Origin of the sequence: Anaeromyxobacter oryzae (assembly GCF_023169945.1) — a bacterium.
GTDB classification, from domain to species: Bacteria; Myxococcota; Myxococcia; order Myxococcales; family Anaeromyxobacteraceae; genus Anaeromyxobacter; species Anaeromyxobacter oryzae.
This window is the reverse complement of sequence record NZ_AP025591.1, coordinates 1,256,177-1,281,820: the sequence shown is the minus strand read 5'-3', so window position 1 is coordinate 1,281,820 and position 25,644 is coordinate 1,256,177. Positions and strand designations below refer to the sequence as shown.

Annotated in this window: 20 protein-coding genes; 10 read left to right on the top strand and 10 right to left on the bottom strand. The window is 74.7% G+C overall.

Features of this window, described 5'->3' with window-relative positions; genetic code table 11:
* Window positions 1-2: 2 nt before the first annotated feature.
* Genes AMOR_RS05465 through AMOR_RS05455 form a run of 3 tightly spaced genes read right to left on the bottom strand, consistent with a single transcriptional unit; the run spans window position 3 to window position 3,599 of the window.
* Window positions 3-1,319: a UDP-glucose dehydrogenase family protein gene (locus AMOR_RS05465; protein WP_248359320.1), complete on the bottom strand. Its 1,317-nt coding sequence runs from the start codon at window positions 1,317-1,319 to the stop codon at window positions 3-5.
* Between the two features lie 25 nt (window positions 1,320-1,344).
* Window positions 1,345-2,475, bottom strand: coding sequence for a CgeB family protein (locus AMOR_RS05460; RefSeq protein ID WP_248359317.1), 1,131 nt, complete (start codon window positions 2,473-2,475; stop codon window positions 1,345-1,347).
* Complete coding sequence (locus AMOR_RS05455) at window positions 2,472-3,599, bottom strand: CgeB family protein (protein WP_248359314.1); 1,128 nt, start codon at window positions 3,597-3,599, stop codon at window positions 2,472-2,474. The genes AMOR_RS05460 and AMOR_RS05455 overlap by 4 nt, the downstream gene beginning before the upstream one ends.
* 238 nt (window positions 3,600-3,837) lie before the next feature.
* On the opposite strand from AMOR_RS05455, the gene AMOR_RS05450 reads away from it, so the two are divergent.
* The 9 genes from AMOR_RS05450 to AMOR_RS05410 all read left to right on the top strand — a co-directional run bounded on the left by AMOR_RS05450 (window position 3,838) and on the right by AMOR_RS05410 (window position 15,707).
* Window positions 3,838-4,956 carry an NAD-dependent epimerase/dehydratase family protein gene (locus AMOR_RS05450; protein WP_248359312.1) on the top strand — a complete coding sequence of 373 codons (1,119 nt, stop codon included), beginning with the start codon at window positions 3,838-3,840 and terminating at the stop codon, window positions 4,954-4,956.
* Window positions 4,953-6,014 carry an NAD-dependent epimerase/dehydratase family protein gene (locus AMOR_RS05445; protein ID WP_248359310.1) on the top strand — a complete coding sequence of 354 codons (1,062 nt, stop codon included), beginning with the start codon at window positions 4,953-4,955 and terminating at the stop codon, window positions 6,012-6,014. The genes AMOR_RS05450 and AMOR_RS05445 overlap by 4 nt, the downstream gene beginning before the upstream one ends.
* Window positions 6,015-6,983, top strand: a complete 969-nt coding sequence (locus AMOR_RS05440) for an MDR/zinc-dependent alcohol dehydrogenase-like family protein (RefSeq protein WP_248359308.1) — start codon at window positions 6,015-6,017, stop codon at window positions 6,981-6,983.
* Window positions 6,980-7,993: a Gfo/Idh/MocA family oxidoreductase gene (locus AMOR_RS05435; RefSeq protein ID WP_248359306.1), complete on the top strand. Its 1,014-nt coding sequence runs from the start codon at window positions 6,980-6,982 to the stop codon at window positions 7,991-7,993. Before AMOR_RS05440 ends, AMOR_RS05435 begins: the two co-directional genes overlap by 4 nt.
* A gap of 4 nt (window positions 7,994-7,997) precedes the next feature.
* The gene (locus AMOR_RS05430; RefSeq protein WP_248359305.1) at window positions 7,998-9,332 is read left to right on the top strand and encodes a glycosyltransferase family 4 protein; all 1,335 of its coding nucleotides are present in this window, start codon (window positions 7,998-8,000) and stop codon (window positions 9,330-9,332) included.
* Window positions 9,329-10,423 carry a CgeB family protein gene (locus tag AMOR_RS05425; RefSeq protein ID WP_248359303.1) on the top strand — a complete coding sequence of 365 codons (1,095 nt, stop codon included), beginning with the start codon at window positions 9,329-9,331 and terminating at the stop codon, window positions 10,421-10,423. The genes AMOR_RS05430 and AMOR_RS05425 overlap by 4 nt, the downstream gene beginning before the upstream one ends.
* A gap of 3 nt (window positions 10,424-10,426) precedes the next feature.
* Entirely contained in the window at window positions 10,427-11,500 is a 1,074-nt protein-coding gene (locus tag AMOR_RS05420; protein ID WP_248359300.1) for an AI-2E family transporter, read from the top strand.
* Window positions 11,497-13,623: a sensor histidine kinase gene (locus AMOR_RS05415; RefSeq protein ID WP_248359298.1), complete on the top strand. Its 2,127-nt coding sequence runs from the start codon at window positions 11,497-11,499 to the stop codon at window positions 13,621-13,623. Before AMOR_RS05420 ends, AMOR_RS05415 begins: the two co-directional genes overlap by 4 nt.
* A gap of 278 nt (window positions 13,624-13,901) precedes the next feature.
* Entirely contained in the window at window positions 13,902-15,707 is a 1,806-nt protein-coding gene (locus AMOR_RS05410) for an ABC transporter ATP-binding protein (protein ID WP_404800947.1), read from the top strand.
* A gap of 59 nt (window positions 15,708-15,766) precedes the next feature.
* On the opposite strand, the gene AMOR_RS05405 is transcribed toward AMOR_RS05410, so the two are convergent.
* The gene (locus tag AMOR_RS05405) at window positions 15,767-16,606 is read right to left on the bottom strand and encodes a metal-dependent hydrolase (protein WP_248359295.1); all 840 of its coding nucleotides are present in this window, start codon (window positions 16,604-16,606) and stop codon (window positions 15,767-15,769) included.
* A 557-nt stretch (window positions 16,607-17,163) separates the two neighbouring features.
* Here AMOR_RS05405 and AMOR_RS05400 point away from each other — a divergent pair.
* Entirely contained in the window at window positions 17,164-18,072 is a 909-nt protein-coding gene (locus tag AMOR_RS05400; protein WP_248359294.1) for an RNA polymerase factor sigma-32, read from the top strand.
* Window positions 18,073-18,207: 135 nt separating this feature from the next.
* On the opposite strand, the gene AMOR_RS05395 is transcribed toward AMOR_RS05400, so the two are convergent.
* The 6 genes from AMOR_RS05395 to AMOR_RS05370 all read right to left on the bottom strand — a co-directional run bounded on the left by AMOR_RS05395 (window position 18,208) and on the right by AMOR_RS05370 (window position 25,505).
* Window positions 18,208-18,972, bottom strand: coding sequence for an SDR family NAD(P)-dependent oxidoreductase (locus AMOR_RS05395; protein WP_248359292.1), 765 nt, complete (start codon window positions 18,970-18,972; stop codon window positions 18,208-18,210).
* Window positions 18,973-19,123: 151 nt separating this feature from the next.
* Window positions 19,124-19,480, bottom strand: a complete 357-nt coding sequence (locus tag AMOR_RS05390; protein ID WP_248359290.1) for a hypothetical protein — start codon at window positions 19,478-19,480, stop codon at window positions 19,124-19,126.
* Window positions 19,481-19,567: 87 nt separating this feature from the next.
* Window positions 19,568-21,124 (bottom strand): sensor histidine kinase, encoded by a 1,557-nt coding sequence (locus AMOR_RS05385; RefSeq protein WP_248359285.1) that lies wholly within the window; start codon window positions 21,122-21,124, stop codon window positions 19,568-19,570.
* Window positions 21,121-21,795 carry a hypothetical protein gene (locus AMOR_RS05380; protein WP_248359282.1) on the bottom strand — a complete coding sequence of 225 codons (675 nt, stop codon included), beginning with the start codon at window positions 21,793-21,795 and terminating at the stop codon, window positions 21,121-21,123. Before AMOR_RS05380 ends, AMOR_RS05385 begins: the two co-directional genes overlap by 4 nt.
* Entirely contained in the window at window positions 21,792-23,210 is a 1,419-nt protein-coding gene (locus AMOR_RS05375) for a BamA/TamA family outer membrane protein (RefSeq protein WP_248359279.1), read from the bottom strand. Before AMOR_RS05375 ends, AMOR_RS05380 begins: the two co-directional genes overlap by 4 nt.
* 324 nt (window positions 23,211-23,534) lie before the next feature.
* A complete protein-coding gene (locus AMOR_RS05370) occupies window positions 23,535-25,505 on the bottom strand; it encodes a serine/threonine-protein kinase (protein ID WP_248359276.1) in 1,971 nt (656 codons plus the stop codon).
* Between the last annotated feature and the right edge of the window lie 139 nt (window positions 25,506-25,644).

Sequence of the window (25,644 nt, the reverse complement as noted above, 5' to 3'; positions counted from 1 at the left end):
GCTCACTTCGCAGGCCCCGGTGGCGCGCGGCCGATGGCGTGGTGCACGAACCCGAGCTCCTCCATCTCGGCGGGGTCGAACACGTTCCGGCCGTCGAACACGACCGGCGATCGCATCAACGTCTTCACGCGCTCGAGGTCGGGCGTCCGGAACTCGCTCCACTCGGTCACGACGAACAGCGCGTCCGCGCCCTCGACGGCCTCGTACGGCCCGGGCGCGAACGTGACGCGCTCCCCGAGGAGCCGGCGCGCGCGCTCCATCGCCACCGGGTCGTAGACCTGGACGCGACCGCCCTTGCCGAGCAGGCCCTCGATCACCTCGAGCGACGGCGCCTCGCGCAGGTCGTCCGTCTTCGGCTTGAACGCGAGCCCCCACACGCCGAACGTCCGGCCGTCGAGCGCCCCGAAGTGCTTCACCGCGCGGACCAGGAGCTGCCGCTTCTGCCGCTCGTTCGTCTTCTCCACCGCCCGGAGCAGGTCGAGGTCGATGCCGTGCCGCCGCCCGGTCGCGAGCAGCGCCTTCACGTCCTTCGGGAAGCAGGAGCCGCCGTACCCGATCCCCGGGAACAGGAACGGGTAGCCGATGCGGGTGTCCGCGCCCATCCCCTTGCGGACGTGCTCGGCGTCGGCGCCGACGCGCTCGCAGAGCACCGCGATGTCGTTCATGAACGAGATGCGGGTCGCGAGCATCGCGTTGGAGGCGTACTTCACCATCTCCGCGGAGCGCGGATCCATGAGGAGGATCGGTCGCTCGGTGCGCACGAACGGCGCGTACAGCTCGCGCATGATGCGGCGGGCGCGGTCCGTCCTCGCCCCGACCACCACGCGGTCCGGCCGCTGGAAGTCCTCGAGCGCCGCGCCCTCCTTCAGGAACTCGGGGTTCGAGACGACGTCCACCTCCGCCTTCGCGCGCCGTTCCATGATCTCCTGGATCCGATCCGCGGTCCCGACCGGGACCGTGCTCTTCGTCGCGACGACGGTGTAGTGCTTCACCGACCGGGCGATCTCCTCCGCGGCCTCGAGCACGTGGCGAAGCTCGGCGTCGCCGTCCTCGCCCTCCGGCGTGCCCACCGCGAGGAAGACCACCTTGGCGCGGCCCGCCGCCTGCGCGAGATCGGTCGAGAACCGGAGCCGGCCCTCCTTCGCGTTGCGATGGACGAGCTCCTCGAGCCCGGGCTCGTAGATCGGGATCGACCCCGCCTGCAGGGCCTCGATCTTCGCGTCGTCCTTGTCGACGCAGGCGACGTCGTTGCCCGACTCCGCGAGGCACGTCCCGGTGACGAGCCCCACGTACCCCGCTCCCACCACCGCCACCCTCATCTCATTCCCCCCCCGGGGACTGCCCCTAGCCCCGCTCCCCCTGGGCGATCTCCTTCCGCACCCGTGCACGGCGCCGCGCGTTCCGCTCGCGCGCCTCCCGGACGAACCCCACGAGCGCCTCGGCGCGATGCGTCGCGGTGTGCTCCGCGAGCACCCGGCGCCGCGCCCGCTCCCCGATCGCGTGGCGCTCCTGGTCGGGCAGCCGGTCGAGGATCGCGAGCGCCTCGGTCGTCGAGGCCGCGAGCAGGATCTCGCGGCCCGGCGCGAAGAAGGCATCGATCCCCGGCCAGCGGTCCGACAGCACCGGCGTCCCGCACGCCGCGGCCTCGAAGAGCCGCACCGACGGGGACCAGCCCGCGCGGACCATGTCCGCCCGCGTCACGTTCAGCGTGTAGCGCTGTGCGGCGTAGAACGCCGCGTGCGCGGTCGGCGGGAGGTGCTCGATCCGGTCGACGTTGCCCGGCCAGCGCACGTCCGCGGGGTACTGCGGGCCGGCCACCGCGAACCGCGCCCCGCCGCGGCGCCGGGCCGGTTCGAGGAGGAGCCGCTCGAGGGCGGGCTGGCGGTCGGCGCTGTACGTCCCGACGTAGCCGAGATCCCACCGCGGCGGGTGCGGCGCCGGTCGGTGTACCTCGGGATCCGCGCTGCAGTAGAGCGCGCGCGCGGCGCGCGCGCCGAGCTCCCGCTCGATGCGGCGCAGCATGGGGCCGCCGGTGAACGACAGGTACAGGTCGAACCCGGGCACGAGCTCCGCCGCGAGGTACGCGCAGTCGCCGCGCGCGAGCGCCGCCATGGTGACGGGCGTGTCGATGTCGTAGAAGGCCGTGATCCCGCGCGCGAGCTCCTGGACGAGCCGCGCCACCTCGCGCCCGTCCGGCACGTAGGAGCCGACGACGGCGAGGTCCGCGGCGCGGAGCCGGTCCCCGAAGCGCTCGCGCAGCTCGGCGACCCCGCCGTAGAGCTGGACGTCGCACCACGGCGGCGCGGCGAGGTCGCGGTTCTCCGCGTACCAGGGGACGTCGCGCTCGAGGAAGAGGACGCGGTGCCCGGCGGCGGCCAGCGCCCGCGCGAGCGCGCGGTACGTGGTCGCGTGACCATTCCCCCACGACGACGTGATCGAGAGCCCCAGGAAGACCACGTCGAGGGACCCGCTCATTCCGCGACCCTCTCCGCGGCGAGGGGCTGGCGTTCCGCTCGCCCGGCCCCGAGGCCGAGCGCGGCCTCGACCCGCTCCGCCCGGCGATCGTAGGTGTGCTCCGCGAGCACGCGCGCCCGGGCCGCCTCGCCGATGCGCCGCGCCCGGGCCTCGTCGAGCCCCCCGAGCGCAGCGGCGACCTCCGCCCCGTCGCGCGCGGCGAGGACCTCCCGGCCAGGCTCGAGGAACAGCTCCAGCCCCTCCCAGGCGTCCGTCACGATGCACGCGCCCGCGCCCGCCGCCTCGAACACGCGCGTCGCGGGGGAGAAGCCGTTCCGGGCCATGCTGTCGCGCGACACGTTCAGGACCGCGAGAGGCGTGCAGTTCCAGGCGTTGTGGTCGGCCGTCCCCACGTGGCCGAGCCGCCGGACGTTGGCGGGCAGCGTCTTCGAGTCCCAGCCCGCGCCGCCGAGGAGGAACCTCCGCCCCGGGAGCGCCGCCGCGGGCCGGAGGAAGAACTCGTCGACGCGCGCCTCGCGATCCGGCAGACGGTTGCCGAGGAAGGCGAGGTCCGCCTCGAAGCGGGTGTCGCGCGGCACCGGGTGGTGCGTCGTGGGATCGAGCGCGTTGTAGATCGGCACGCACGCGCGGGCGCCGAAGCGGCGGTACGCGGCCACCACGGGGTCGCCGCCACCGTACGTGAAGACGAGATCGTAGCGCGGCACGAGCGCCCGGAAGGGATCGCCGGGATCGCTCCCGAGCCGCTCGAGCGTCGCGGGCGCGTCCACGTCCCAGAACGCGACCCGGTTCCCGGGCCGGCGCAGCTCGAGCACGCGCGCTTCGAGGAGCTCGTCGTGCACGCCGACGCCGCTCGCCTTCACGACGAGGTCCGCGCGCCACGCGGCCGCGAGGCAGCGGTCGAGCGTGGAGGGATCGTTTGGATCCCAGACGACCACCCGGGCGTAGGGCGGGTCGGGGATGTCCCGGTGCGCCTGCCGGTCGTACGCGTCGGGCTCGTAGAAGGTGAGCCGGTGCCCCCGGGCGTGGAGCGCCCGCGCGAGCCCGCGATAGTAGGTGGCGGCCCCGTTCCAGTACGAGGAGACGAGGCTCGATGCGAAGAATGCGATCTCGAGTCGTTCGGGCATCGGAGGTGCGTGGCTCCCTGCCGGGTCCGCGCGAAAATGTATGCCCTCGCTTTTCGACCCGCAGGAGGCCTGCACGCGGTGAGGTCACGCCGCCTGCGGAGTCCGTGGACCGGGAGTGGATCCCGGGCTCCGGGAGTGGCCCGGACGTTGCCTGGCCGCGGACGTGATCCCACGTTTCCCGAGGAGGGGCGCCCTTCACGCCGGGAGAACTGGGCGGGCTCGCGCCCCGGGACTACCCATGAACGGACGGCGGATCCTCATCACGGGGGGGGCGGGGTTCATCGGCTCGCACCTCGCGGACCACCTGCTCGCCTGCGGGCACGCGGTGCGAGCCCTCGACAACCTGTCACCGCAGGTGCACGGCCCGGACGCAGGCCGACCGGCCTACCTCGATCGCCAGGTCGAGCTCGTGGTCGCCGACGTGCGCGACCCGGAGGCCGTGCGGCGGGCGCTCCGCGGGGTGGACGCGGTGGTGCACCTCGCCGCCGCGGTCGGCGTCGGCCAGAGCATGTACGAGGTCGATCGCTACGTCGGCGTGAACGACCTCGGCACGGCGGTCCTCCTCCAGGCGCTCATCGAGCGGCCGGTGGAGCGGCTCGTGGTCGCCTCCTCGATGAGCCTCTACGGCGAGGGGCTCTACCGGGATCGCCGCGGGCGGCTGGTCTCCGCGGAGCGGACGCGCGCGCAGCTCCTCGGGCGGCGATGGGAGCCGCTCGGCGAGGCCGGCGATCCGCTCGAGCCGGTGCCGACGCCGGAGTCCAAGGCGCCGGCGCTCGCGTCGATCTACGCGCTCTCGAAGTTCGACCAGGAGCGGATGTGCCTGCTCGTCGGCGAGGCGTACGGCATTTCCACGGTCGCGCTGCGCTTCTTCAACGTCTACGGCACGCGCCAGGCGCTCTCGAACCCGTACACCGGCGTGCTCGCCATCTTCGCGTCCCGTTACCTCAACGGGCGGCCTCCGCTCGTGAACGAGGACGGGCTGCAGCGGCGCGACTTCGTCGCGGTCCAGGACGTGGCGGAGGCCTGCCGCCTCGCGCTCACGGTGCCCGCGGCCGCGGGGCAGGTCTTCAACGTCGGGAGCGGCCGGAGCTTCACCGTGCTGGAGGTGGCCGAGCGGCTCGGCGAGGCGATCGGCCGGGAGGACGTGCGCCCGGAGGTGACGCAGAAGTACCGCGTCGGCGACATCCGGCACTGCTTCGCGGACATCGCGAAGGCGCGGCGCCTCCTCGGCTACGCACCGAGGGTGGCGTTCGACGAGGGCCTCGAGGAGCTGGCGGGCTGGCTCGAGGGGCAGATCGCGCATGACCACGTCGGCGAGGCGAGCGCCGAGCTCACGTCGCGGGGGCTCTCGCTGTGAGCGGCGAGCGCGTCCTCGTGGTGGGCGGCGCCGGCTTCATCGGCGCGAACCTCTCCCACCGCCTCCTGTCCAGCGGGACGCGCGTCCGCGTCCTCGACAGCCTCGCCCGGCCCGGCGTCGAGCGGAACCTCGACTGGCTCCAGGGCGCCCACGGCGATCGGCTCGAGACGATCCTCGCCGACGTCCGCGATCCCGTCGCGGTCGCGCGCGCGGTGAGGGGCGCCTCCGCGGTCTTCCACCTCGCGGCGCAGGTGGCGGTGACCACGTCGCTCGTCGACCCGATCCACGACTTCGAGGTGAACGCCCGAGGCACGCTCAACGTCCTCGAGGCGGTGCGGCGCGAGGACCCGCCGCCCTTCGTCCTCTTCACGTCCACGAACAAGGTCTACGGGGCCCTCGACGACGTCTCGCTCGCGGACGTCGGCACGCGGTACGTTCCGGTCGATCCGGGGCTGCGCCGCGGCATCTCCGAGGAACGCGCGCTCGCCTTTCACTCACCGTACGGGTGCTCGAAGGGCGCGGCCGAGCAGTACGTTCTCGACTGGGCCCGCACCTACGGCGTGCCGGCCACCGTGTTCCGGATGAGCTGCATCTACGGCCCGCGCCAGTTCGGGACCGAGGATCAGGGGTGGGTGGCGCACTTCCTCATCCAGGCCATGCAGGGGCGGCCCATCACGCTCTACGGCGACGGGAAGCAGGTCCGCGACGTCCTCTTCGTCGAGGATCTCCTAGACGGGTTCCTCGCGGCGCGCGAGCGGCCGCGCGAGGTCGCCGGCCGCGCGTTCAACGTGGGCGGCGGCGCGGACAACACCGTGAGCCTCCTCGAGCTGCTCGACCTGATCGCCGAGCTCGAGGGCGCGCGGCCGGCGGTGCGCTTCGAGGAGTGGCGGCTCGCGGACCAGCGCTGGTACGTGTCGGATCCGTCCGCCCTCGCGGCCGTCTCGGGCTGGTCTCCGCGGACGGGCGTGCGCGAGGGCGTCGCCCGCCTCCACGCCTGGCTCCGGGACGCCGCCCGGCCCGGCCGGACTTTGCCGGTGCAGCAGGAGGCGGCGACCTAGATGCCAGGGGCGGCCCGCATGCGCGCCGCGGTCCTCGCCGGACCGCGGCGGTTCGAGATCGTCGAGGTCGACCGGCCGGCGCCGGGCCCGGGCGAGGTGCTCGTGCGCCTCGAGGGCTGCGGCGTGTGCGGGTCGAGCCTGGTGCCGTGGCAGGGGCGCGAGTGGTTCCGGTACCCGTTCCCGCCGGGCGCTCCCGGGCACGAGGGTTGGGGGCGCGTCGCGGCGGTCGGGCAGGACGTCTCCGGCCTCGCCCCGGGCGACCGCGTCGCCCTGCTCTCCGGCGCCGCTTTCGCCGAGTACGACGTCGCGCCGGTGGGCCGCGTCGTCCGCGTGCCCGACGCGATCCGCGGCCCCTTCCCGGCCGAGGCGCTCGGCTGCGGCGCCAACGTCTTCCGGCGGAGCGGGATCCGCGCCGGCGACCAGGTCGCGCTGGTCGGGGCGGGCTTCATCGGGCTCGTGGCGCTCCGGCTCGCCGTCCTCTCCGGCGCGCGGGTCGTGGCGCTCTCGCGCCGGGAGACCGCGCTCGCCCTCGCGCGGCGGTACGGGGCCGCCGAGACGCTCGCGACCGGCGCCGATCGCGGTGCGGACGTCGCGCGCGCGACGGCGCTCGCCGGCGGGCGGCTCTTCGACGTGGTCGTCGAGGCGGTCGGGAACCAGGCGTCGCTCGATCTGTCGTCGGAGCTCGTCCGGGAGGGCGGGCGGCTCGTCGTCGCGGGTTACCACCAGGACGGTCCGCGGACGGTGAACATGTGGCTGTGGAACTGGCGCGGGATCGACGTCGTGAACGCCCACGAGCGCGATCCCCGCGTGCAGCGGGAGGGGATCCTCGCGGCCGCAGGCGCGGTGGCGGAGGGGCGGCTCGATCCGGAGCCGCTCTACACCGCCTTCCCGCTCGTTGGCGTCGGCGCCGCGTTCCAGGCGATGGAGGAGCGGCCGGAGGGCTTCCTCAAGGCGGTCTTGACGACATGATCGCGGTCCCCTCGCAAGCCCCGCGCCGCCCGCGCCTCGGGTTCCTCGGCGTCGGCTGGATCGGGCGCCACCGGATGCGGGCGATCCTGGAGAGCGGCGTCGCGGACGCGGCCGCCGTCGCCGACGCCGCGGGTCCGGCGGCGGCCGCCGCCGCGGACGCGGTGGACGGGTGCCGGGTGGTGTCCTCGCTCGACGCGCTGCTCGAGCTCGACCTCGACGGCGTGGTCGTCGCGACGCCGTCGGCGCTCCACGCCGATCAGGCGGCGAAGGCGCTCGAGCGTGGCGTGGCCGTGTTCTGCCAGAAGCCGCTCGGGCGCTCCGCCGCGGAGGCCCGCCGCGTGGTCGAGGCGGCCCGCGCCGCCGACCGGCTCCTCGGCGTCGACCTCTCGTACCGCCACGTCGCGGGGATGGACCGGGTCCGCGAGCTCGTCCTGGGCGGCGCGCTCGGCCGCGTGTACGCGGCGAGCCTCGTCTTCCACAACGCGTATGGGCCCGACAAGCCGTGGTTCTACGACGCCCGGCTCTCGGGCGGCGGGTGCCTCGTCGACCTGGGGATCCACCTCGTCGATCTCGCGCTCTGGGTGCTCGGGTTCCCCGAGGTGGACGAGATCGCCGCGACCCTCCGCGCCGGCGGAGACCGGCTCCGAGGCCGTGCGGATGGCAAGGTGGAGGACTGGGCGGCGGCGCAGCTCGAGCTCCGCGGCGGCACGGCGGTCCAGCTCGCGTGCTCGTGGCGCCTCGCCGCCGGCCAGGACTGCCTCATGGAGGCGGCCTTCTACGGGACGCAGGGCGGCGCCGCCCTCAGGAACGTGTCGGGCTCGTTCTACGACTTCCTCGTGGAGCGCTTCCACGGCACGAGCCGCGAGGTCCTCGCCGGGCCGCCGGACGCGTGGGGCGGCCGGGCGGCCGTCGCGTGGGCCCAGGCGCTCGCGCGCGGCGCCCGCTACGACCCTGCCGTCGAGTCGATCCTGGAGGTCCAGGCCACGCTCGACCGGATCTACGACGCGTGAGCGCATGAAGGTCCTCCTCCACTCCGACGCGGTGGGCGGCGTGTTCACCTACGCCGTCGAGCTGGCGCGCGCGCTCGCGGCGCGCGGCGTCCGGATCGTCCTCGCGACGGAGGGCGCGCGCCTCCGGCCCGACCAGCGCGCGGCGGTCTCCGCCATCCCGGGCGTGGTCCTCGCCGAGGGAGCCTTCCGCCTCGAGTGGATGCCGGAACCATGGGACGACGTGGCGCGCGCCGGCGCGTGGCTGCTCGAGCTGGAGCGCCGCGAGCGGCCCGACGTCGTCCACCTGAACGCGTTCGCGCACGGCGCGCTCCCGTTCCGGGCGCCGAAGCTCGTGGTGGGCCACTCCTGCGTGCTCTCGTGGTTCGAGGCGGTGAAGGGGACGCCGGCGCCGGCCGGGTGGGACCGGTACCGGCGGGCCGTCCGCGCGGGGCTCCGGGGCGCCGGCGCGGTCGCGGCGCCGAGCCGCGCGATGGCCGACGCGCTGGTCCGGCACCACGGTCCGATCCCGGCGCCGTTCGTGGTGCCGAACGGCCGCGACCCCGCGCGGTTCCAGCCGGGGCGCAAGGAGCCGATCGTCCTCGGCGCGGGGCGCCTGTGGGACGAGGCGAAGGACGCGGCGGCGCTCGTCGCGGTGGCGCCGCAGCTGCCGTGGGCGGTGTACATCGCGGGGGCGGAGCGGGTCGATGGCGGCGAGACGCCCCCGTCGCCGAGGGAGGGACGTGGCGGCGAGGACGCGGCGGTCGCGATGCGGTCGCGCCCCCTCACCCCGGCCCTCTCCCCCGCGCAGGAAGCGCGCGGGGGAGAGGGAGTACTGACAAAGGAAGCGAGTTCGTACGCGCGGGGGAGAGGGAGTACGAACGAAGGAAGCGAGATCGTGGCCCTCACCCCGGCCCTCTCCCCCGCGCAGGAAGCGCGCGGGGGAGAGCAGGCACGGGCGAGGGGAGCGAGATCGTACGCCACGCTCCTCGGCCGCCTGTCCGAGGCGGACCTCGCCGGCTGGCTGGCGCGCGCCTCGATCTTCGCGCACCCGGCGCGCTACGAGCCCTTCGGGCTCGCCGTCCTCGAGGCCGCGCTCGCCGGGTGCGCTCTCGTCCTCGCGGACCTTCCGAGCCTGCGGGAGACCTGGGACGACGCGGCCGTGTTCGTCCCGCCGGGCGACCGCGCCGCGCTCGCCCGTGCGCTCCGGACGCTCGCCGAGGACGACGGACGTCGCGCGGCGTACGCCGGCGCGGCGCGCACGCGCGCCCTCGCCTTCGGGCCGGACCGGCTCGCGGACGGGACGCTCGCCCTCTACCGTCACCTGCTCGCGCACCGCGCCGGAGCGTCCGCCCCCCCATGAACGTCGCCCTCTTCGTCCACTCCCTCCGCTCCGACTGGAACCACGGCAACGCGCACTTCCTCCGCGGCGTCGCCTCCGAGCTCGTCCACCGCGGCCACTCCGTCACGGTCCTCGAGCCCCTCGACGGCTGGAGCGCCGAGAACCTCGCGCGCGATCACGGTCCGGCGGCGCTCGACGCGTGGCGCGAGGCCTACCCGGAGATCCCGGTCCGCGCCTACGACCTCGCGACGCTGGATCTCGGCGAGGCGCTCGACGGCGTGGATCTCGCCCTCGTGCACGAGTGGAGCGATCCCGGGCTCGTCGCGCGCCTCGGGGCGGAGCGCGCGCACCGGCCGGCGCTGCGCCTCCTCTTCCACGACACGCACCACCGCGCGGTCACGCGGCCGGAGGAGATGGCGCGCTACGATCTGTCCCGCTACGACGGGGTCCTCGCGTTCGGGAAGGTGCTCGCGGAGCTGTACCGCGCCCGCGGCTGGGGGCCGCGCGCGTTCGTCTGGCACGAGGCGGCGGACGTCCGCCGCTTCCGGCCGCTCCCCGCGGAGAAGGAGGGCGACCTCGTGTTCGTCGGGAACTGGGGTGACGAGGAGCGCACCGCGGAGCTCCGTGCGTTCCTCCTCGAGCCGGTGCGCGAGCTGGGCCTCTCCGCGTCGGCTCACGGCGTCCGCTACCCGGAGTCCGCCCGGCGGGCGCTCGCCGCCGCCGGGGTCGCCTACCGGGGTTGGCTCCCGAACCACCGCGCGCCGGAGGTGCTCGCGCGGCACAGGGTCACCGTCCACGTACCGCGGCGCCCGTACGCGGAGGCGCTCCCCGGGATCCCGACGATCCGGCCGTTCGAGGCGCTCGCCTGCGGGATCCCCCTCGTGTGTGCGCCGTGGGACGACGTGGAGGGGCTGTTCCGGCCGGGGCGGGACTACCTCGTCGCGCGCGACGGAGCGGAGATGCAGCGCCACCTCCGCGCGATCCTCTCCGAGCCCGGTCTCGGCCGTGCGCTCGCGGCGAGCGGCCTCGAGACGATCCGCGCGCGCCACACCTGCGGTCACCGCGTCGACGAGCTGCTCGCGCTCGCCGCCGCGCTCGGCGCGGGGGGGTGACCCGTGCGCCTCCCGCACGCGCCCGCGCCCGCGCGCGACTGGCCCGGCCCGGGCCGGGCGCTCGTGCTCCTCGCCATCGGCGCGGGGATCGCCTTCCTGTGGCTCGCGCGCGAGCTGCTCGTGCCCGCGGTGCTCGGCGTCGTGCTCGCGCTCTCGGTCCACCCCCTCGTCGCGTTCCTCGAGCGGCGCAAGGTGCCGCGCTCGGTCGCGGCCATCGCCGGCACGCTCCTCGCCACCGCCGTCGTGGTCGGGATCGGGATCCTGCTGTACGACCGGATCTCCTCGTTCGTCGACGAGCTGCCTGGCTACGAGGGCCGCCTCCGCGCGCTCGCCACGGGCATCCGCCGGCACCTCGGCCACCTCCAGGCGCAGGGAGAGCAGATCGTGCAGGCCCCGCGGCAGCCGGGGAAGGTGCAGGTGCAGGAGGGCGTGCCGTGGACGGCCCTCCTCCTCGGCACGGCGCAGGGCGCGCTCGCGATCGCGGCGGAGGCGACCGTCGCGGTGTTCGTCCTGTACTTCTCCCTCGCGGAGGGGCCGCGCTACCGCGAGAAGTTCCTCTCCCACGCCGGCAGGACGCCGATCGGACGCGCGCGTGCGCGGGCCGCGCTCGCTGAGCTCCACCGGGACGTGGAGCAGTACATGCTGAACCGCGTGGCGCTGAACGCGGTGCTCGGCGTGGTGATGTGGATCGTGTACGGGCTGTACGGGCTCGAGCACGCCGCGATCTGGGGCATCACCACGGCGCTCCTCCACTTCGTGCCGTACGTCGGGCCGGCGATCGGGTTCGTGCTGCCGACCGCGATGGCGGTGCTCCAGTACGGTCGGCCGCGGGACGTGCTCCTCGTCGGGGGCATCTACCTCGCCCTGGTCTCGATCCAGGGGAACGTCGTCGACCCGATCTTCCTCGGGAAGCAGCTCCGGCTCAGCGCGCTCGCGGTCTTCCTCGGCTCGCTGTTCTGGTTCTGGCTGTGGGGACCGCTCGGGCTGTTCCTCGCGGTACCGCTGCTCTCGACCACTCGGATCGTCTGCAAGTACCTCCCGCGCTTCCGGACGATCGCCGACTTCCTGGCCGAATGACGACCCGGCAGGCGGGCCCATGCCCCGCCGGGCGCCGGTCGATCGTGAACCCGCACCTTAGGTTCTCCGTCGTGGACCGCGGGGCGACGCAGTGGCCAGCGATGGTGAGCGCGATCCGGGATCGCGCGGGGGAGGTGCTCGCCCGGTGGGAGGCGGCGCTCCGGGTGGAAGCCGGGCCGGGGCGGTCGCTCCCGCGCCCGCTGCTCGTCGATCACGTCCCGGAGCTGCTGCAGGCGATCGCGACGGCGCTGTCGGGCGGACCGTCGCCACGCTGGCAGGCCATGTTGCACGCGGACGACCGCGTCCCCGACGGCTATGGGATCGAGGACGTGCTCGCCGAGCTGGCGGTCCTGCGCGACGCCGTGACCGCGGTGCGCGAGGAGCAGGGGCCCCTCGCGCCGGGAGAGGCGACGGCGCTCGCCCGGGTCTTCGACGCCGTGGTGGTGGCGACGGTCGAGCGGCTCGGGCAGGCGCTCCGCGAGGCGATGGGCGCGCGGGAGGACGCGAGCGCGCGCCTAGAGGCGCTGTTCCAGTCCGCGCCCGTCGGCCTCGCGTTCTGGGACCGGGACCTCCGGTTCGTGCGGCTCAACCGCTGGCTCGCCGAGGTGAACGGGCTGCCGGTCGAGGCGCACCTCGGGCACACGCCTGCGGAGCTGTTCCCTGCGCTCGAGGGGATCGACGCCATCCAGCGGAAATGGCGCGAGATGCTCGAGGGCGGGGAGCCGTGGATCGGCGCGGAGATCTCCGGCGAGACGCCGGCGGCGCCCGGCGTGCGCCGCAACTGGCGAGAGGACTTCTTCCCGGTCCGGCGCGGCGGCGAGATCGTCGGGATCGGCGCCGTCGTGGTCGAGACGACCGAGGCCCACCGCGCGGTGGAGCGCCTCGCGTTCCTCGCGCGCGCCAGCGCCGAGCTCGCCGAGGCCGTGACGGACGAGGCGGTGCTCGCCCGGATCGCGCGCCTCGCCGTCCCGGACATCGCGGATCTCTGCGCCGTCGCGCGCGTCGCCGGCGGCCGGGTGACGGGCAAGGTCGTGGCGGAGACCGCCGACGAGGACCTCGCCGCCGCCTGGCGCGCCCTCGTCGAGGGCGGCGCCCCCGCGAAGGAGCGGCAGCTGTTCGGGCGCGTCCTGCGCAACGGCCAGCCGGAGGTGATTCCGCGCGTCCGCGACGCGCGGCGCGGGCCGGGCAACGGGCAGCCCCGGGAGCTCCTCGAGCGGCTCGGGCTGCGGTCCTTCCTCGCCGTCCCGCTCCAGCTGCACGGGCGCGTCGTCGGCGCGCTCGCGCTCGCCACGGCGCGCTCGCGGCGCGACCTCGACGCGGAGGATCTCGAGTTCGTCCAGGAGCTCGGGCGCCGGTGCGCCGTGGCGCTCGACAACGCGCGCCTCCTGCACGACGCGCGCGCCGAGGCCGAGCTGAGGGACCGCGTGCTCGCGTTCGTGTCGCACGACCTCCGCAACCCGCTGTCCACGGTGCTCCTCGGCGCAGGCCGCCTCGCCACGCTGGACGTGCCCGGCCGGGACGGCGAGCGCGTGCGCTCGGCCGCGGACCAGATCCGGCGCGCCGTGGACCGGATGCGCAGGCTCATCGGGGACCTCCTCGACGCGACCGCGGTGGAGTCCGGCCAGCTCTCGGTGCTGCCGAGGCCGGAGGCGCCGGCGCGACTCGCGGCGGACGCGGTGGAGGCGTTCGGGGCCTCCGCGCGCGAGAAGGGGCTCGTGCTGTCCGCGGAGGCCGCGCAGGGGCTGCCGCCGGTCCGCGCCGATCACGACCGGATCCTCCAGGTGCTCGGGAACCTCGTCTCGAACGCCATCAAGGTGAGCGCGCCCGGGCGGAGCGTCCGCGTGTCCGCGAGCCTTGATGGCGAGGCGGTCGTGTTCCGGGTCGCGGACGAGGGCCCCGGGATCGCGGAGGAGGACCGGCCGCACCTGTTCCAGCCGTACCGCCGCGGCGCGACCGCCGGGTACCGTGGCACCGGCCTCGGGCTCGCCATCGCGCGCGGGATCGTCGAGGCGCACGGCGGGCGGATCTGGGTGGAGTCGGCGCCGGGGAGCGGCGCGACCTTCTCGTTCACGCTCCCCCTCGCGGGCGAGGGTGACGACGAGGTGCCGGCCGTGACGCACTGACCGCGAGGCCCCGGCGCGGGCGGAAGTCGTGTCCGAGCGCGATTCAGCGGGGTGGACCTCGCCGACGGCGGGGTGCTCCCACGTGCCGAGGAGGCGGACGGTCGGTCGTGCACCTGCCGTCGGCCGGATGCCCTTCCCTCGACCCAGGGAGTGGAGCGCGAGCGCCACGTGCCGACGAGCGACCGGCCGGTGGGGCCCTCCGGTCGGAAGCGAGGGAGAGGGCCAGGGTGAGGGGGCTCGTCGCGAGCGCCGACGCCCATCCGCCCACCCCAGGGGGAATGACCCGCCGCGGGTGGCGCGTTCCCGCACGCGTGACCACCGCCGCCTCCACCGCCCCCGCCCGCCGCGTCGGCCTCCGCCGCGCGGCGGAGTTCCTCGTGCCGTATCGCGGCGCGATCGCGGGCATCCTCGCCGTCTCGATGGCGCTCGCTGCCGTGAACGCGGCCGAGCCGCTGGCCATGAAGCGGATCTTCGACGGCTTCGGCGCGGGCGCCGGCGCCCGCGGCCTCGCGGAGGGCGTCATCGCCCTCGTCGTGCTCGGCCTCGTGCGCGAGGCGCTCACCGCGGGCTCGAACTGGCTCACCTGGCGGACCCGCATCGGCATCCAGTTCGGGCTCACCGAGGCCTGCGTCTCCCGGCTGCACCGGCTCCCGCTCTCGTTCCACCGGGGCGAGGGCGTGGGCGCGACGATGACGCGGCTCGACCGCTCGATCCAGGGGCTCGTGGGCGCGCTCTCCGACATCGCCTTCAACGTGGTGCCGGCGGTGATGTACCTCGTGCTGTCGGTCCTCGTGATGCTCCGCCTGGAGTCGCGGCTCGCGGTGCTCGTGCTCGTGTTCGCGCCCCTGCCCGCCCTCATCGCCCGCTTCGCGGCGCCCATGCAGACGCGGCGCGAGCGGGTCCTGCTCGAGCGGTGGGTGCACATCTACTCGCGCTTCAACGAGGTGCTCTCCGGCATCGTCACGGTGAAGAGCTTCGCCATGGAGGACGCCGAGAAGAAGCGGTTCCTCGACGAGGTGAACTCCGCGAACGACGTCGTGATCCGCGGCGTCGGCGTGGATGCGGGCGTCGGCGCCGCACAGAACCTCGTCCAGATCGGCGCCCGGATCGCGGCGCTCGCCGTCGGCGGCGCGCTCGTGCTCCGCGGCCACATCACCGCCGGCACGCTGGTCGCGTTCGTGGGCTACGTCGGCGGCCTCTTCGGCCCCGTGCTCGGGCTCTCCGGCGTCTACAAGACGCTCCGCACCGCGCAGGTGTCGGTCGAGGAGGTGTACGGGATCCTCGACGCCCAGGACGCGCTCGGCGACGCGCCCGACGCCCGCGAGGTGCTCGGGCTCCGCGGCGACATCCGCTGGGACGGGATCCGGTTCTCCTATCCGGGCGGCGCCCCGCTCCTCGACGGCATCGACCTGCACGTGCACGAGGGCGAGCGGCTCGCCATCGTCGGCCCGTCGGGGTCGGGGAAGTCGACCCTCGTCGCGCTGGTGCAGCGGTTCTACGACCCGACGGACGGCGTGGTCCGCGTGGACGGCATCGACGTCCGCAAGCTCAAGCAGATCGCGCTCCGCCGGCAGGTCGGCGTCGTGTTCCAGGACTCGCTCCTCTTCAACGAGTCGATCCGCGCGAACATCGCGTACGGCCGGCCCGGCGCCACGCGCGCCGAGATCGAGGCGGCCGCCCGCGCCGCGAACGCCCACGACTTCGTCTCGCGGCTGCCGGACGGCTACGACACCGTCGTCGGCGAGCGCGGCAGCCGCCTCTCCGTCGGCGAGCGGCAGCGCATCTCCATCGCCCGGACGCTGCTCAAGGACCCCGCCATCCTGATCCTCGACGAGCCCACCTCGGCGCTCGACGCGGAGTCGGAGGCGCTCGTGCAGGAGGCGCTCGCGCGCGTCTCCCGCCGGCGGACGACGCTCATCATCGCGCACCGTCTCTCCACGGTCGTCGACGCGGACCGCATCGTCGTCCTCAAGCAGGGCCGGATCGTGGAGCAGGGGAAGCACCAGGAGCTCATCGGGCGCGGCGGGTACTACGCGAGCCTGGTGGAGAAGCAGACGCGCGGGCTCTTCCCGATGGCGGCGTAGGGTTCGGCGGACCTGACCCAGGGTGATGCGTGGGCCCTCGGTCCGGGCGCCCACGCGGACTACAGCGTCTCCATCTTCCCCGGCTCCATCACGTGGACCTTCGTCGGCGCCTTCACGGCGGCCTGGAGCTCCCTGGGCGTCCCGGTGAGCACCGGGAACGTGCCGAAGTGCATCGGCACGATCGTCTTCGCCTTCACGTACGACGCCGCGAGGGCCGCGCCCTTGGGGTCCATCGTGAAGTGGCCGCCGATGCACGCGAGCATCACGTCGACGGGGCCGTAGCGCTCGGGGATGAGCTTCATGTCCATCGTCACGTCGGTGTCGCCCGTGTGGTAGATGGTCGGCCCGCCCTTCACCTTGATCACGAAGCCCATCGGGTTTCCGCCCGGGTGCTGGCCCTTGTCGTCGCCGAACCCGGAGGAGTGCAGCGCCGGCACCATGATCACCGTGGCGTCGCCGGCCTGGATCACGCCGCCCAAGTTGCCGACCGTCTCGAACCCGGCGGCGTCCTTCGGGTAGCCCGCGCCGACGAGCTCCTGCGCGAGCTCGAAGTTCGTGACGAGCTTCGCGCCGGTCCGCTTCCCGATCGCGACCGCGTCGCCGACGTGATCGAAGTGGCCGTGGCTCACGAGGATGTAGTCGACCTTCTCGAGCTTGTCCGCGAGCCCCTGCTCCGGCGCCTTCGGGTTCGAGAGCCACGGATCGATGGCGATCACCGTCCCGCCGGGCGTCTTCACGACGAAGGCGGCGTGGCCGTACCAGGTGATCTCGGTCTTCCCCTTCGCCTGGGTCGCGGCGCCGCCCTTCGACGGCTGCGCGCGCGCGGGACCGCCCTGCGCGAGGCCGACGAGCGGCAGTACCGCGAGGGCGGCGATCGTGAGGCGAGCGGACGGACGCATCGGGTTCTCCTGGGTGTGAGCACGGCGCGCGCCGGCCCGAAGGCCGGGCGCAGCGGCGAGCGATCTAGCGGGCGGCGTCGGGCTCGGTGAGGCCCGGACGGGTCGTCCGCGTCACGGACCGTGTAACGAGCGCGCCTGGCGCTTATCGTCGGCACACCAATGAACCGGGAGCGGCGGCCACGTGGGCAGCACGAGGACGCGACGGCGATCGCACGGCCCGGGGCGGAGGCGCTCGGCGATCGCCGGCACTCCACGCCGTTCGGCCGGCGCGCCGCCCGGTCTCCGCTCGCACGCTCGCGCATGCCCCCCGCGCTGGTCACGGCGCCGCTCGCGAGGGCCGGCGCGGACGCGCTCGCGTGGGGACTGCTCGCAAGCCCGACGAAGGGGCCCCCGGAGCGGCGCTCCTGTCGCGATTACCGGATCCCGCGCGTCGTTCTTACAGACGTGAGTACTTGCAGCGCCGAGGCCGCGCCGAAACCGCCCAGAAGCGCATCTCGCAATCTGGGCACGGTCGTTGCTCACGGGGAAGCGGGTTCGCATCGCACCTTGGAGGAGAGATGAACCGCACGACCACCCCGAGCAGCACCCTCGACCAGTACCTCCGCGAGATCAACAAGGTCCCGCTCCTCACCGTCGACGAGGAGCGGAGGCTCGCGCGGCAGTTCAGGGACGAGGGGAACAAGCGGGCGGGCCACCGGCTCGTCGAGGCGAACCTTCGCTTCGTCGTGAAGGTCGCGTTCGAGTACCGCTCCTACGGCCTGCGGATGGCCGACCTCATCCAGGAAGGGAACATCGGCCTCATGAAGGCCGTGCAGAAGTTCGATCCCGACAAGGAGATCCGCCTCATCTCCTACGCGGTCTGGTGGATCCGCGCGTACATCCAGAACCACATCCTGAAGTCCTGGTCGCTCGTGAAGATCGGGACCACGCAGGCGCAGCGGAAGCTGTTCTTCTCGCTCGCCCGCACCCGCCACGAGATCGAGCGGATCACGCCCGGCGCCGGCCTGCAGGAGGAGGGGATCGACGTCGCGCTCGTGGCGAAGAAGCTCCGCGTCCGGCCGAGCGACGTCGTCGAGATGACCCAGCGCATGGAGGGTCGCGATCTCTCGCTCGACGCGCCGGTCGCCGACGGGACGAGCACGCACCTCGAGTTCACGCCGTCCGAGGGCGACCCGCAGGACGAGGAGCTCGCCCGGGCGCAGGAAGACGCCCTGCTCGCACGTCGCGTGAACGAGGCGATGGGCCGGCTCGATCCGCGCGAGCGCCACATCGTCGAGGCGCGGATCATGGGCGAGGGCAAGGAGACGCTTCGGGACCTCGGCCACCACTTCGGCTTCTCGCGCGAGCGCGCCCGGCAGCTGGAGATCCGCGCGCTCGAGAAGCTGCGCCGCGACCTCGAGCCCACCGCCGAGGAGGTCGGCTGGCCGGTGTCGCCGGGCGGCCTCGACGCCGGCGAGGAGCGGTAGCCGAGGCGCTACCCGTCGCGCGCCCCTCTCACGGCGAGCCGTGAGGGGGCGGGCCGCCCCTCGACTCCGCGCCCGCTTCGCGAGCCAGGCACGGGGCGAGCGGACCGGGCGCGCGCGTTCCGGGCGCGACCCCTCTCACCCGCGCTTCACCGTGAACGGCGAGAACGCCTGCGCGACGGGCATGAGCTCGATCGCGTTCACGTTCACGTGCGGCGGGCGGGTGACGCACCAGAGGATCGTGTCCGCCACGTCCGCCGGGGTGAGCGGCTGCATGCCGTCGTACACCTTCTTCGCCCGCTCGGCGTCTCCGCCGAAGCGGACCACCGAGAACTCGGTCTCCGCCATGCCGGGCTCGATGACGGTCGCGCGGACCGGCGTGCCGAGCAGGTCCGCCTTGAGGTTCAGGGTGAACTGGCGCACGAACGCCTTGGTGGCTCCGTAGACGTTGCCGCCCGGGTACGGGTACGTCGCGGCGACCGAGCCGATGTTCACCACGTGGCCGCGCCCCCGCGCGATCATCCCGGGCAGGAGCGCCCGGGTGACCGTCACCAGCCCGGCGCAGTTCGTCTCGATCATCTGCTCCCACTCGTCGACGGACGCGCGCTGGGCGGGCTCGAGGCCGAGCGCGAGCCCGGCGGAGTTCACGAGCACGTCCACCTCCGCGAACCCCGGCGGCAGGGCGGCGAGGCTCCGCTCCACCGCGGTCCGATCGCGCACGTCGAGCGGGAGCACGTGGACCCGGCCGGGGTGGCGGCCGGCGACGTCGGCGAGGCGGTCGGCGCGGCGGCCGGCGGCCACGACGCGCGCGCCGGCCGCGACGAAGGCGTCGACGCAGGCGGCGCCGAAGCCGGAGCTGGCGCCGGTGACGAGGGCGATGCGGTTCTCGAGATCGCGGGACATGGCGACGGATTAAAGCCGCGCGCCGGTGCGCCCGCAACCGCGTTCGGAACGCGTCCCCGTCGCGGCTCGCGCCGTCGAGGGGGCGGCCACGCGGCCCGCGGGCGGCGATCTCGTGCCCCGCGAGCGGCGTCCGGTCCAGGGGCGGAGGTGGTCAGCCGCGACGGTCCGTCTCGTCGGTCCAGTGGAACCGGTGGAGCAGCCGGTGCACGACCGGCGCGGACACGATACCTGCCGCGGCGAGGAACACGATCCCGCAGTAGAGCGCGTACACGCCGGCGAACACCTTGCCGGCATCGGACCGGGGCGGATCGACCGGGCCCATCCCGCCGAGCAGCATCGCTGCGTTCAGGAAGGCGTCGCGCCACCTCAGCCGCTCCAGCGACATGTAGCCGGCCATGCCTGCTCCCAGCGACACGGCGACGAGCGCGAGCGCGACGGCGGCGTGCGCCGCGAGGCGGCGCAGGAAGCGGCGCATCGGGATGGGGCGGGTGCCGCGGTGCTCGTACATGGCGCGAGCATGACACGGCGCGCGCGGGCGCGCCCCGTGTTCGGGGCGAGCAGACGGCGCGCGCGGCCCTCCGGCCGCCCCGGCCGCTCACGGCGCGCGCGGCCCCGCGGCGTCCCGCGGCGCGGGGGCAGCGTCGCGGAGCGGCAGCGCGATCGTGAAGGAGGCGCCGCCCCCGGGACGCTCCCCCGCCTCGATCTCGCCGCCGTGCTGGAGCACGATCTTCTTCACGATGGCGAGCCCCAGACCCGTGCCCGAGCCCTTCGTCGTGAAGTAGGGATCGAAGATCCGGTCCCGCACCGCGCGGTCCACCCCGGGCCCCTCGTCGGCGACGGTGAGCACCGCGCGCTCCCGCGTCCGCGCCACGCCGATGTGGATCCGCGCCCGCTTCGGCCGGGAGGCCTCGATGGCGTTCGCGGCGAGGTTGGTGAGGACGCGGCGCATGAGCGCCTTGTCGAGCGCCACCGGGCACGCGGGGCTCGCGCGCACGAGCTCCACGTCCGCCACGTCGCGCACCTGCGGGCTCGTGCGGAGGAACTCGTCGGCGAACTCGCCGAGGTCGGCGGGCTCGGGCCGGACCTCGGGGAGCTTCGCGAACCCCGAGAACTCGTCGACGAGGCGCTGCAGCGTCCCGATCTCCTCGCGGACGATCTCGCCCGCGTCGGAGAGGAGCTTCCCGAACTCCGCGTCGCCGGGCCGGGCGGGAGAGGTCTTCCACCGCGCCTCGAGCTGCTGGAACGCGAGCTTCATCGGCGTGAGCGGGTTCTTGATCTCGTGGGCCAGCCGGCGCGCCACCTCCTGCCACCCGGAGATCTTCTCGAGGTAGACGATCCGGTCACGGCTCTCCCGGACCTCCCGCACCATGGCGTTGAAGGCCCGGGCGAGCCCGGCCACCTCGTCGCTGCTGCGCCCCGGGTCCACCTGCACCGCGAGATCGCCCGCCGCGAGCCGCCGGACGGCGAGCACGAGCGCCGACAGCCGCCGCGTCGTCCGGCGCGCGAGCCAGATGCCCACCGCCGCGGCGCCCGCCGCCCACGCGACGAGGAGCACCCCGAAGGCGCGGACGTAGCTGCGCCGGATCTCCGAGCGGAGCGCCGACACGCCCTGCACCAGCTCGGCGAGCTCCCGCGCCTCGTTCACCTCGGCGAAGTAGTGCGCCTCGATGGCGAACACGCACTCGAGGCGGCCGCCGCGCGGGAGCGCGACGCGGGCCGGCGCCTCGCGCCACTCACCCTCGGGGTTCGGCGTCTGCGTCTCCGCCTCGGCGACGACGCGCCCGCCGGGTCCGTACCACGTCACGCGGCGGAGGCGCGGCGTGCGGTCGAGCGCGCTCGCGAGGTACGCGCTCGCCGTGGCGCGGTCGCCGGGGAGCCCGCGCGCGAGCGCCTTCGCCTGCTCCGCGTAGAGCTGCTTCCGGGCCTGGAACAGGTCGCCGTACAGGGACGGGATGGACTCGAGCCGCTCGACGACGCGCGGGTCGAGCCCGAGCGAGAGGTTCTCCTCGGCGACGCGGCCGGCGAGGAACAGCGCGCCGAAGAGCGGGAGCGTCGCCGCGACGACCAGCGCCAGCGCGATCTTGAGCTCGAACTGCGAGAACCGCAGCGCGCCCGCGAGGCGGCGGGCGACCCGCCCGAGCCGGGCCCTCATCGCGCCGCCACCTCGGAGCGGGCGAACGGCCGCGAGCGCAACCGGTGCACGTCGGTGCCGGGATCCGGCTCGCGCAGCAGGAAGCTCGCCACGGCGCCGAGCACGCTCCGCGACGCGCCGCCGCCCGGCCGCGCCCCCGCCGGTGGGTTCGCGATGTACTCCCGCGTCCGCTGGAGCTGCTCCTTGGAGACCGGGTTCACCTCCACGCGCGCCTCGATGACGAAGCGGCCCGTCGGCAGGTCGGAGACGAGCCCGAGGTCGATGTCGTGTACGTTGGACAGGAACGCCCGGAGCGCGGCGAAGTCCCGGAGGACCACCCGGATCCCAGCGGGCGCGCGGGCGTCCTTCACCACCACCGTGTAGGTCTCCTCCCAGACGTCGAAGAGGATCTCGATCACCCGGCCGTACAGCGCCTCCGCCTCCCCCCCGGACTCCGGCAGCACCGCGACCCAGAGGGCGATGACGTTCGTGAGCCCGTTCCCGAGCTGATGCTCCATCGACGGGACGAACACCGAGGAGAGATCGAGCGTGGCGAGCAGCACGTCGCCGCGGGTCGCGAGCCGTACGGGGAGCGGCGCGGGCGCGGCCGCGCGCGCGGCGGGCGCCGTCAGGGCCGCGACTCCGATCGCGAAGGCGGCCGCCAGGCCGCGCGCGTGGCGGCCGAGGCTCACAGGAAGTTGTCCACCGCGTACCCAAGGGACGCGTTGAAGGTGCCGACCGGCGTGTCGAGGCGGAGCGCGACGTCCGCCGAGAACGGGATCTTCGAGTACGTGGTGCGCCCGCCGCCGAGCGTCTGCGACGACCAGACGCCCCGCACGCCGAACGCGACGTAGCCTCGCTGGAAGAAGCCACCCCGCGACCAGAGCGGCACGCCGTACTCGAGCCCGCCCATGGCGAGGAACGCGTCGTAGCGGGAGTCGGTCGAGAAGTTCAGCTCGAGCGCGCGGCCGAGCGCGGGGCCGACCGCGAAGTACGAGAAGTCCGCCGCGTAGAACCGATCGAAGAACGGCGCGTCGCCCTGGGCCACGCCGAGCGCGCTCTGGAACCTGAGCCGCTGCCCGAACAGCGCGTACGCGGTCTCGAGCTGGAGGAGGTACCGGCTGTACTCGTAGTCGCTGCCCAGCAGCTTCGAGCCGAGCGTCACCTGGGCGAGGCCGCGGACGCCCTCGGTCGGGAAGAAGAAGTCGTCCCGGGTGTCGATCTCGTACGAGAGGGTGAGCGCCGAGTCGTTCGACCAGCCCGGCAGCACCGGCGGCGCCGCGCCCGGGACGCCCAGGGCGAGGTCGACGCCGGTCGCGTGCACGCGCTCGTACCGGTACGTCCCGGACACCCGCTCGAACGGGCCGGGCCGGAACCCGAGGGTCAGGTCGCCGCCGGTGCGCTGGTAGCGGATCCGCGGCGCCCCCGCGTAGTGGTCGGCGGAGAACGCGTCGCACGCGGGGTCGCCGCAGGCGAGCTCCTCGCCGCGCAGGAACACCCCCGAGAACCCGAACACGAGCGGCGGGAGCCGGCCCACGGCCACGTCGGGGGCGAAGAACCCGCCCCGCAGCGCGAACCGGGAGGGATCGTCGGGACGGCCGAGCGGGGCGCCCCCGTAGACGAACGCGCCGGAGAGGCCGAGCCCGCGGCCGAGGAAGTTCTGCTGCGAGAGCCCGAGGCCGCCGTAGAAGGGCTGCGGCCCGGTGGTGCCGAAGACGAGATCGGTGACGACGAGCGTGTTCCGCTCGACGACGTCGAACACGAGGACGACGAGCCCGCGCTCGGAGCCGCGCGCGACGCGCGCCTCCACCCGCGAGAACCACCCGAGCTGCAGGAGCCGGAGCCGCGACAGCAGCACGCGGTCCTGGTCGAGGATGTCCCCCTCGGCGACGAGGACGTGCCGGCGCACCTCGTCCGCACGCGTGTGCACGAGCCCGCGGAACTCGACGCGCTCGACGCGGTAGCGCCGGACCGCGGTGAGGTCGCCGTTCCCCGCGTGGGAGACGACCCCGGGCGTGACCTCGGGCGGCGACGCGGCGTCGGGCGCCGGCGAGGGCGCCTGCTGCAGGAGCGCGAGCGCAAGGAGCGCGGGCGGGAGCGCGAGCATCGGTGGGCCCGAGTCTACCCCGGGGGACGGCCCGGAGCGGCGGAGCATTCACCGCGCTCACGCCGGAGGCGGGGCTTGGGCCCAAGTCCCGTGCCGTTACCGTGCCGTTACCGTTACCGTTACCGTTACCGTTACCGTTACCGTTACCGTTACCGCACCCGTGACCGTGAACCGACTCCCGTGGCCCGTGGCCCGTCTTTCCGGGCGAGCGGAGAACGGAACAGGGGACACGGGACTCGGGTCACGGAGGGCGGAGAAGCCGGTAACGGAAACGGAAACGGAAACGGAAACGGTGAAGGAGGCCGGTCGTGGGCCGAGGCCGCCTCAGCCCACGAACGCCTCGTACTCCTCGCGCGCGACCCGGTCGAGCGGATCGGCGGTGAGGGCGGCCTCGTACGCGGCGCGGGCGGGGCCGTGGTTCCCGAGCTTCCGCGCGACGCGGGCGCGCGCGAGCTGGCGCTGCGCCTCCGCCGCGCGCGCCGGCTCCGCGGCGAGCAGCTCGCGCCGACGCGCGTCGGCGAGCGCCTCCGGGACTCCCGCGGCGAGGCAGCGCGCCACGCCGCGCCAGTTGCCGGTCCGCGCGTCGTGCGCGAGGCGAGGGGCGGGGGCGCCGACCGCCGCCAGCGCGTCGTCGAGCCGGGCGAGCGCCGCCTGCGCGCACGCCGGCTGGTCGGCGGATCGCGGGGCGGCGCGGACGGCCTCGAGCGCCTCCCGGAGCGCGCGCCCGGCGCGGCGGACCTCGGCCAGCTCCGCGTCGGGGGGGACGCCGAGGAGGGCGTAAGGGCCGGCGCCCGCCCGGGCGAGGACGGCGTCGAGGAGCGCGGCGGGGTCGCGGAGCGGTGCCGCCGCGCTGCGCGGCCGGGCGGCGTCGGCGAGCGCCGACATCGCGGCGCGCGCCTCGGGGGATGCCTCGATGAGCTGGACCGCGAAGCCCGCCGGCATCCCGGCCGCCGCCGCGTCCTCCGGCGACACGCGCCGGACGACCTCCCCGGTCACGCGGAGCGGTCGCGCGAGCGACGGGTGCGCGACCGCGAGCGAGACGCGGGCGCGCACCGGCGGCAGCTCGCGATCCGCGCGCAGGAAGAGCCCGGCGCGGGTGAGCTCGACGACCGCGAGCGGGCGCGCCGCCGCCCCGGGCGCGAGGAGCTCCGCGGTGAGGTCCGGGAGGTCGCGGGCGTCCGGGCGCGCGGGCGGGGGTGGAGGCGGGACGAGGACGGCGGGCGCGCCCTTCGACTCCGCTTGCCGTGAGCGCAGGCGCGAAGCGCCGGAGTCGAAGGGCTCGGGGCGAACGGATGGAGAGGTCGAGGTCGCGCTGATCGCCTCGCCCGCTGCGCGCAGCGCGTCCGCGAACGACCCCATGTCCTGGAACCGGTCCGGGGGCGCCTTCTCGAGCGCGCGCAGGATGGCGGTCTCGAGCGCCGGGTGGACCGGCGCGAGGTCCGACGGGCGCGGCGGCGGCTTCTGGAGGTGCGCGAGGAGGAGCTGCGTCACGGAGCGGCCCTCGAACGGGAGGCGCCCGGTCGCGAGCTCGAAGGCGATGACGCCGAGCGCGTACACGTCGGTGCGGGCGTCGACCGGCGCGTCGTCGCACTGCTCCGGGGCCATGTACTCCGGGGTGCCGACGAGGAGCCCGGCCTGCGTCCGCCCGCCGGCCGCGCCGCGCAGCTTCGCGATGCCGAAGTCGAGCAGCTTCACGAAGTGCGTCTTCCCGCGCCGCGGGACGAGGAAGACGTTCTCCGGCTTGAGATCGCGGTGCACCACGCCCCGCTCGTGCGCGCACTGGAGCGCGTCGCAGAGCTGCAGGAGGACGTCGAGGGCGACGTCCGGCGCGACCCGGCCCCGGCGGAGGCGGGCCGCGAGCGACTCGCCCTCGAGGAGCTCCATCACGAAGTAGTGGCGGTTCGGCGGGAGGAGGCTCAGGTCGTAGATCGCGACGATGTTCTCGTGACCGATGAGGTTCACCGCGCGCGCCTCGTCGAAGAAACGCGTCACCGCCTGGGCGTCGGACGCCATCGACTCGTGCAGGAACTTGATCGCGACCTTGCTCCCGATGGCGGGGTGCTCGCCGAGGTACACCGTCCCCATCCCGCCGCGGCCGAGCAGCCGGACGATCTCGAAGCTCCCGACGCGCGTCCCGAGCAGCGGATCGGTCGCCCCGGCCGGCGGCGCCCCGGCGCCGAAGAACAGCGTCCGGGCGGGGGAGGTCGCGGCGGGGTCAGGGCCGGCCGCCGCGGCGTCCGGGCGCGGCGCGCCGGGGTCGGGCGTAGGGTCGTCGCCAGCTCCTCGGTCCTGCACGTTTCCCCCGTCGTTGCGACCATGAGCGTAGCAAACGGCTTCCGCCGATCCGACCCCGCGCAGGAGGGACAGCGCGCGCTCGCGGTCGCGGCACCGCGCGGAAAAGCCCCGTCAAACCCCTTGACGCTCCTCGTGGAAC

Excerpts from the sequence above, each read along its gene's own strand:
- AMOR_RS05400 (WP_248359294.1), top strand. The coding sequence starts at position 17,164 with ATGAACCGCACGACCACCCCGAGCAGCACCCTCGACCAGTACCTCCGC.
- AMOR_RS05450 (WP_248359312.1), top strand. The coding sequence starts at position 3,838 with ATGAACGGACGGCGGATCCTCATCACGGGGGGGGCGGGGTTCATCGGC.
- AMOR_RS05465 (WP_248359320.1), bottom strand. The coding sequence starts at position 1,319 with ATGAGGGTGGCGGTGGTGGGAGCGGGGTACGTGGGGCTCGTCACCGGG.
- AMOR_RS05375 (WP_248359279.1), bottom strand. The coding sequence starts at position 23,210 with ATGCTCGCGCTCCCGCCCGCGCTCCTTGCGCTCGCGCTCCTGCAGCAG.
- AMOR_RS05410 (WP_404800947.1), top strand. The coding sequence starts at position 13,902 with ATGACCCGCCGCGGGTGGCGCGTTCCCGCACGCGTGACCACCGCCGCC.
- AMOR_RS05395 (WP_248359292.1), bottom strand. The coding sequence starts at position 18,972 with ATGTCCCGCGATCTCGAGAACCGCATCGCCCTCGTCACCGGCGCCAGC.
- AMOR_RS05435 (WP_248359306.1), top strand. The coding sequence starts at position 6,980 with ATGATCGCGGTCCCCTCGCAAGCCCCGCGCCGCCCGCGCCTCGGGTTC.
- AMOR_RS05430 (WP_248359305.1), top strand. The coding sequence starts at position 7,998 with ATGAAGGTCCTCCTCCACTCCGACGCGGTGGGCGGCGTGTTCACCTAC.
- AMOR_RS05415 (WP_248359298.1), top strand. The coding sequence starts at position 11,497 with ATGACGACCCGGCAGGCGGGCCCATGCCCCGCCGGGCGCCGGTCGATC.
- AMOR_RS05455 (WP_248359314.1), bottom strand. The coding sequence starts at position 3,599 with ATGCCCGAACGACTCGAGATCGCATTCTTCGCATCGAGCCTCGTCTCC.
- AMOR_RS05425 (WP_248359303.1), top strand. The coding sequence starts at position 9,329 with ATGAACGTCGCCCTCTTCGTCCACTCCCTCCGCTCCGACTGGAACCAC.
- AMOR_RS05390 (WP_248359290.1), bottom strand. The coding sequence starts at position 19,480 with ATGTACGAGCACCGCGGCACCCGCCCCATCCCGATGCGCCGCTTCCTG.
- AMOR_RS05460 (WP_248359317.1), bottom strand. The coding sequence starts at position 2,475 with ATGAGCGGGTCCCTCGACGTGGTCTTCCTGGGGCTCTCGATCACGTCG.
- AMOR_RS05405 (WP_248359295.1), bottom strand. The coding sequence starts at position 16,606 with ATGCGTCCGTCCGCTCGCCTCACGATCGCCGCCCTCGCGGTACTGCCG.
- AMOR_RS05385 (WP_248359285.1), bottom strand. The coding sequence starts at position 21,124 with ATGAGGGCCCGGCTCGGGCGGGTCGCCCGCCGCCTCGCGGGCGCGCTG.
- AMOR_RS05440 (WP_248359308.1), top strand. The coding sequence starts at position 6,015 with ATGCCAGGGGCGGCCCGCATGCGCGCCGCGGTCCTCGCCGGACCGCGG.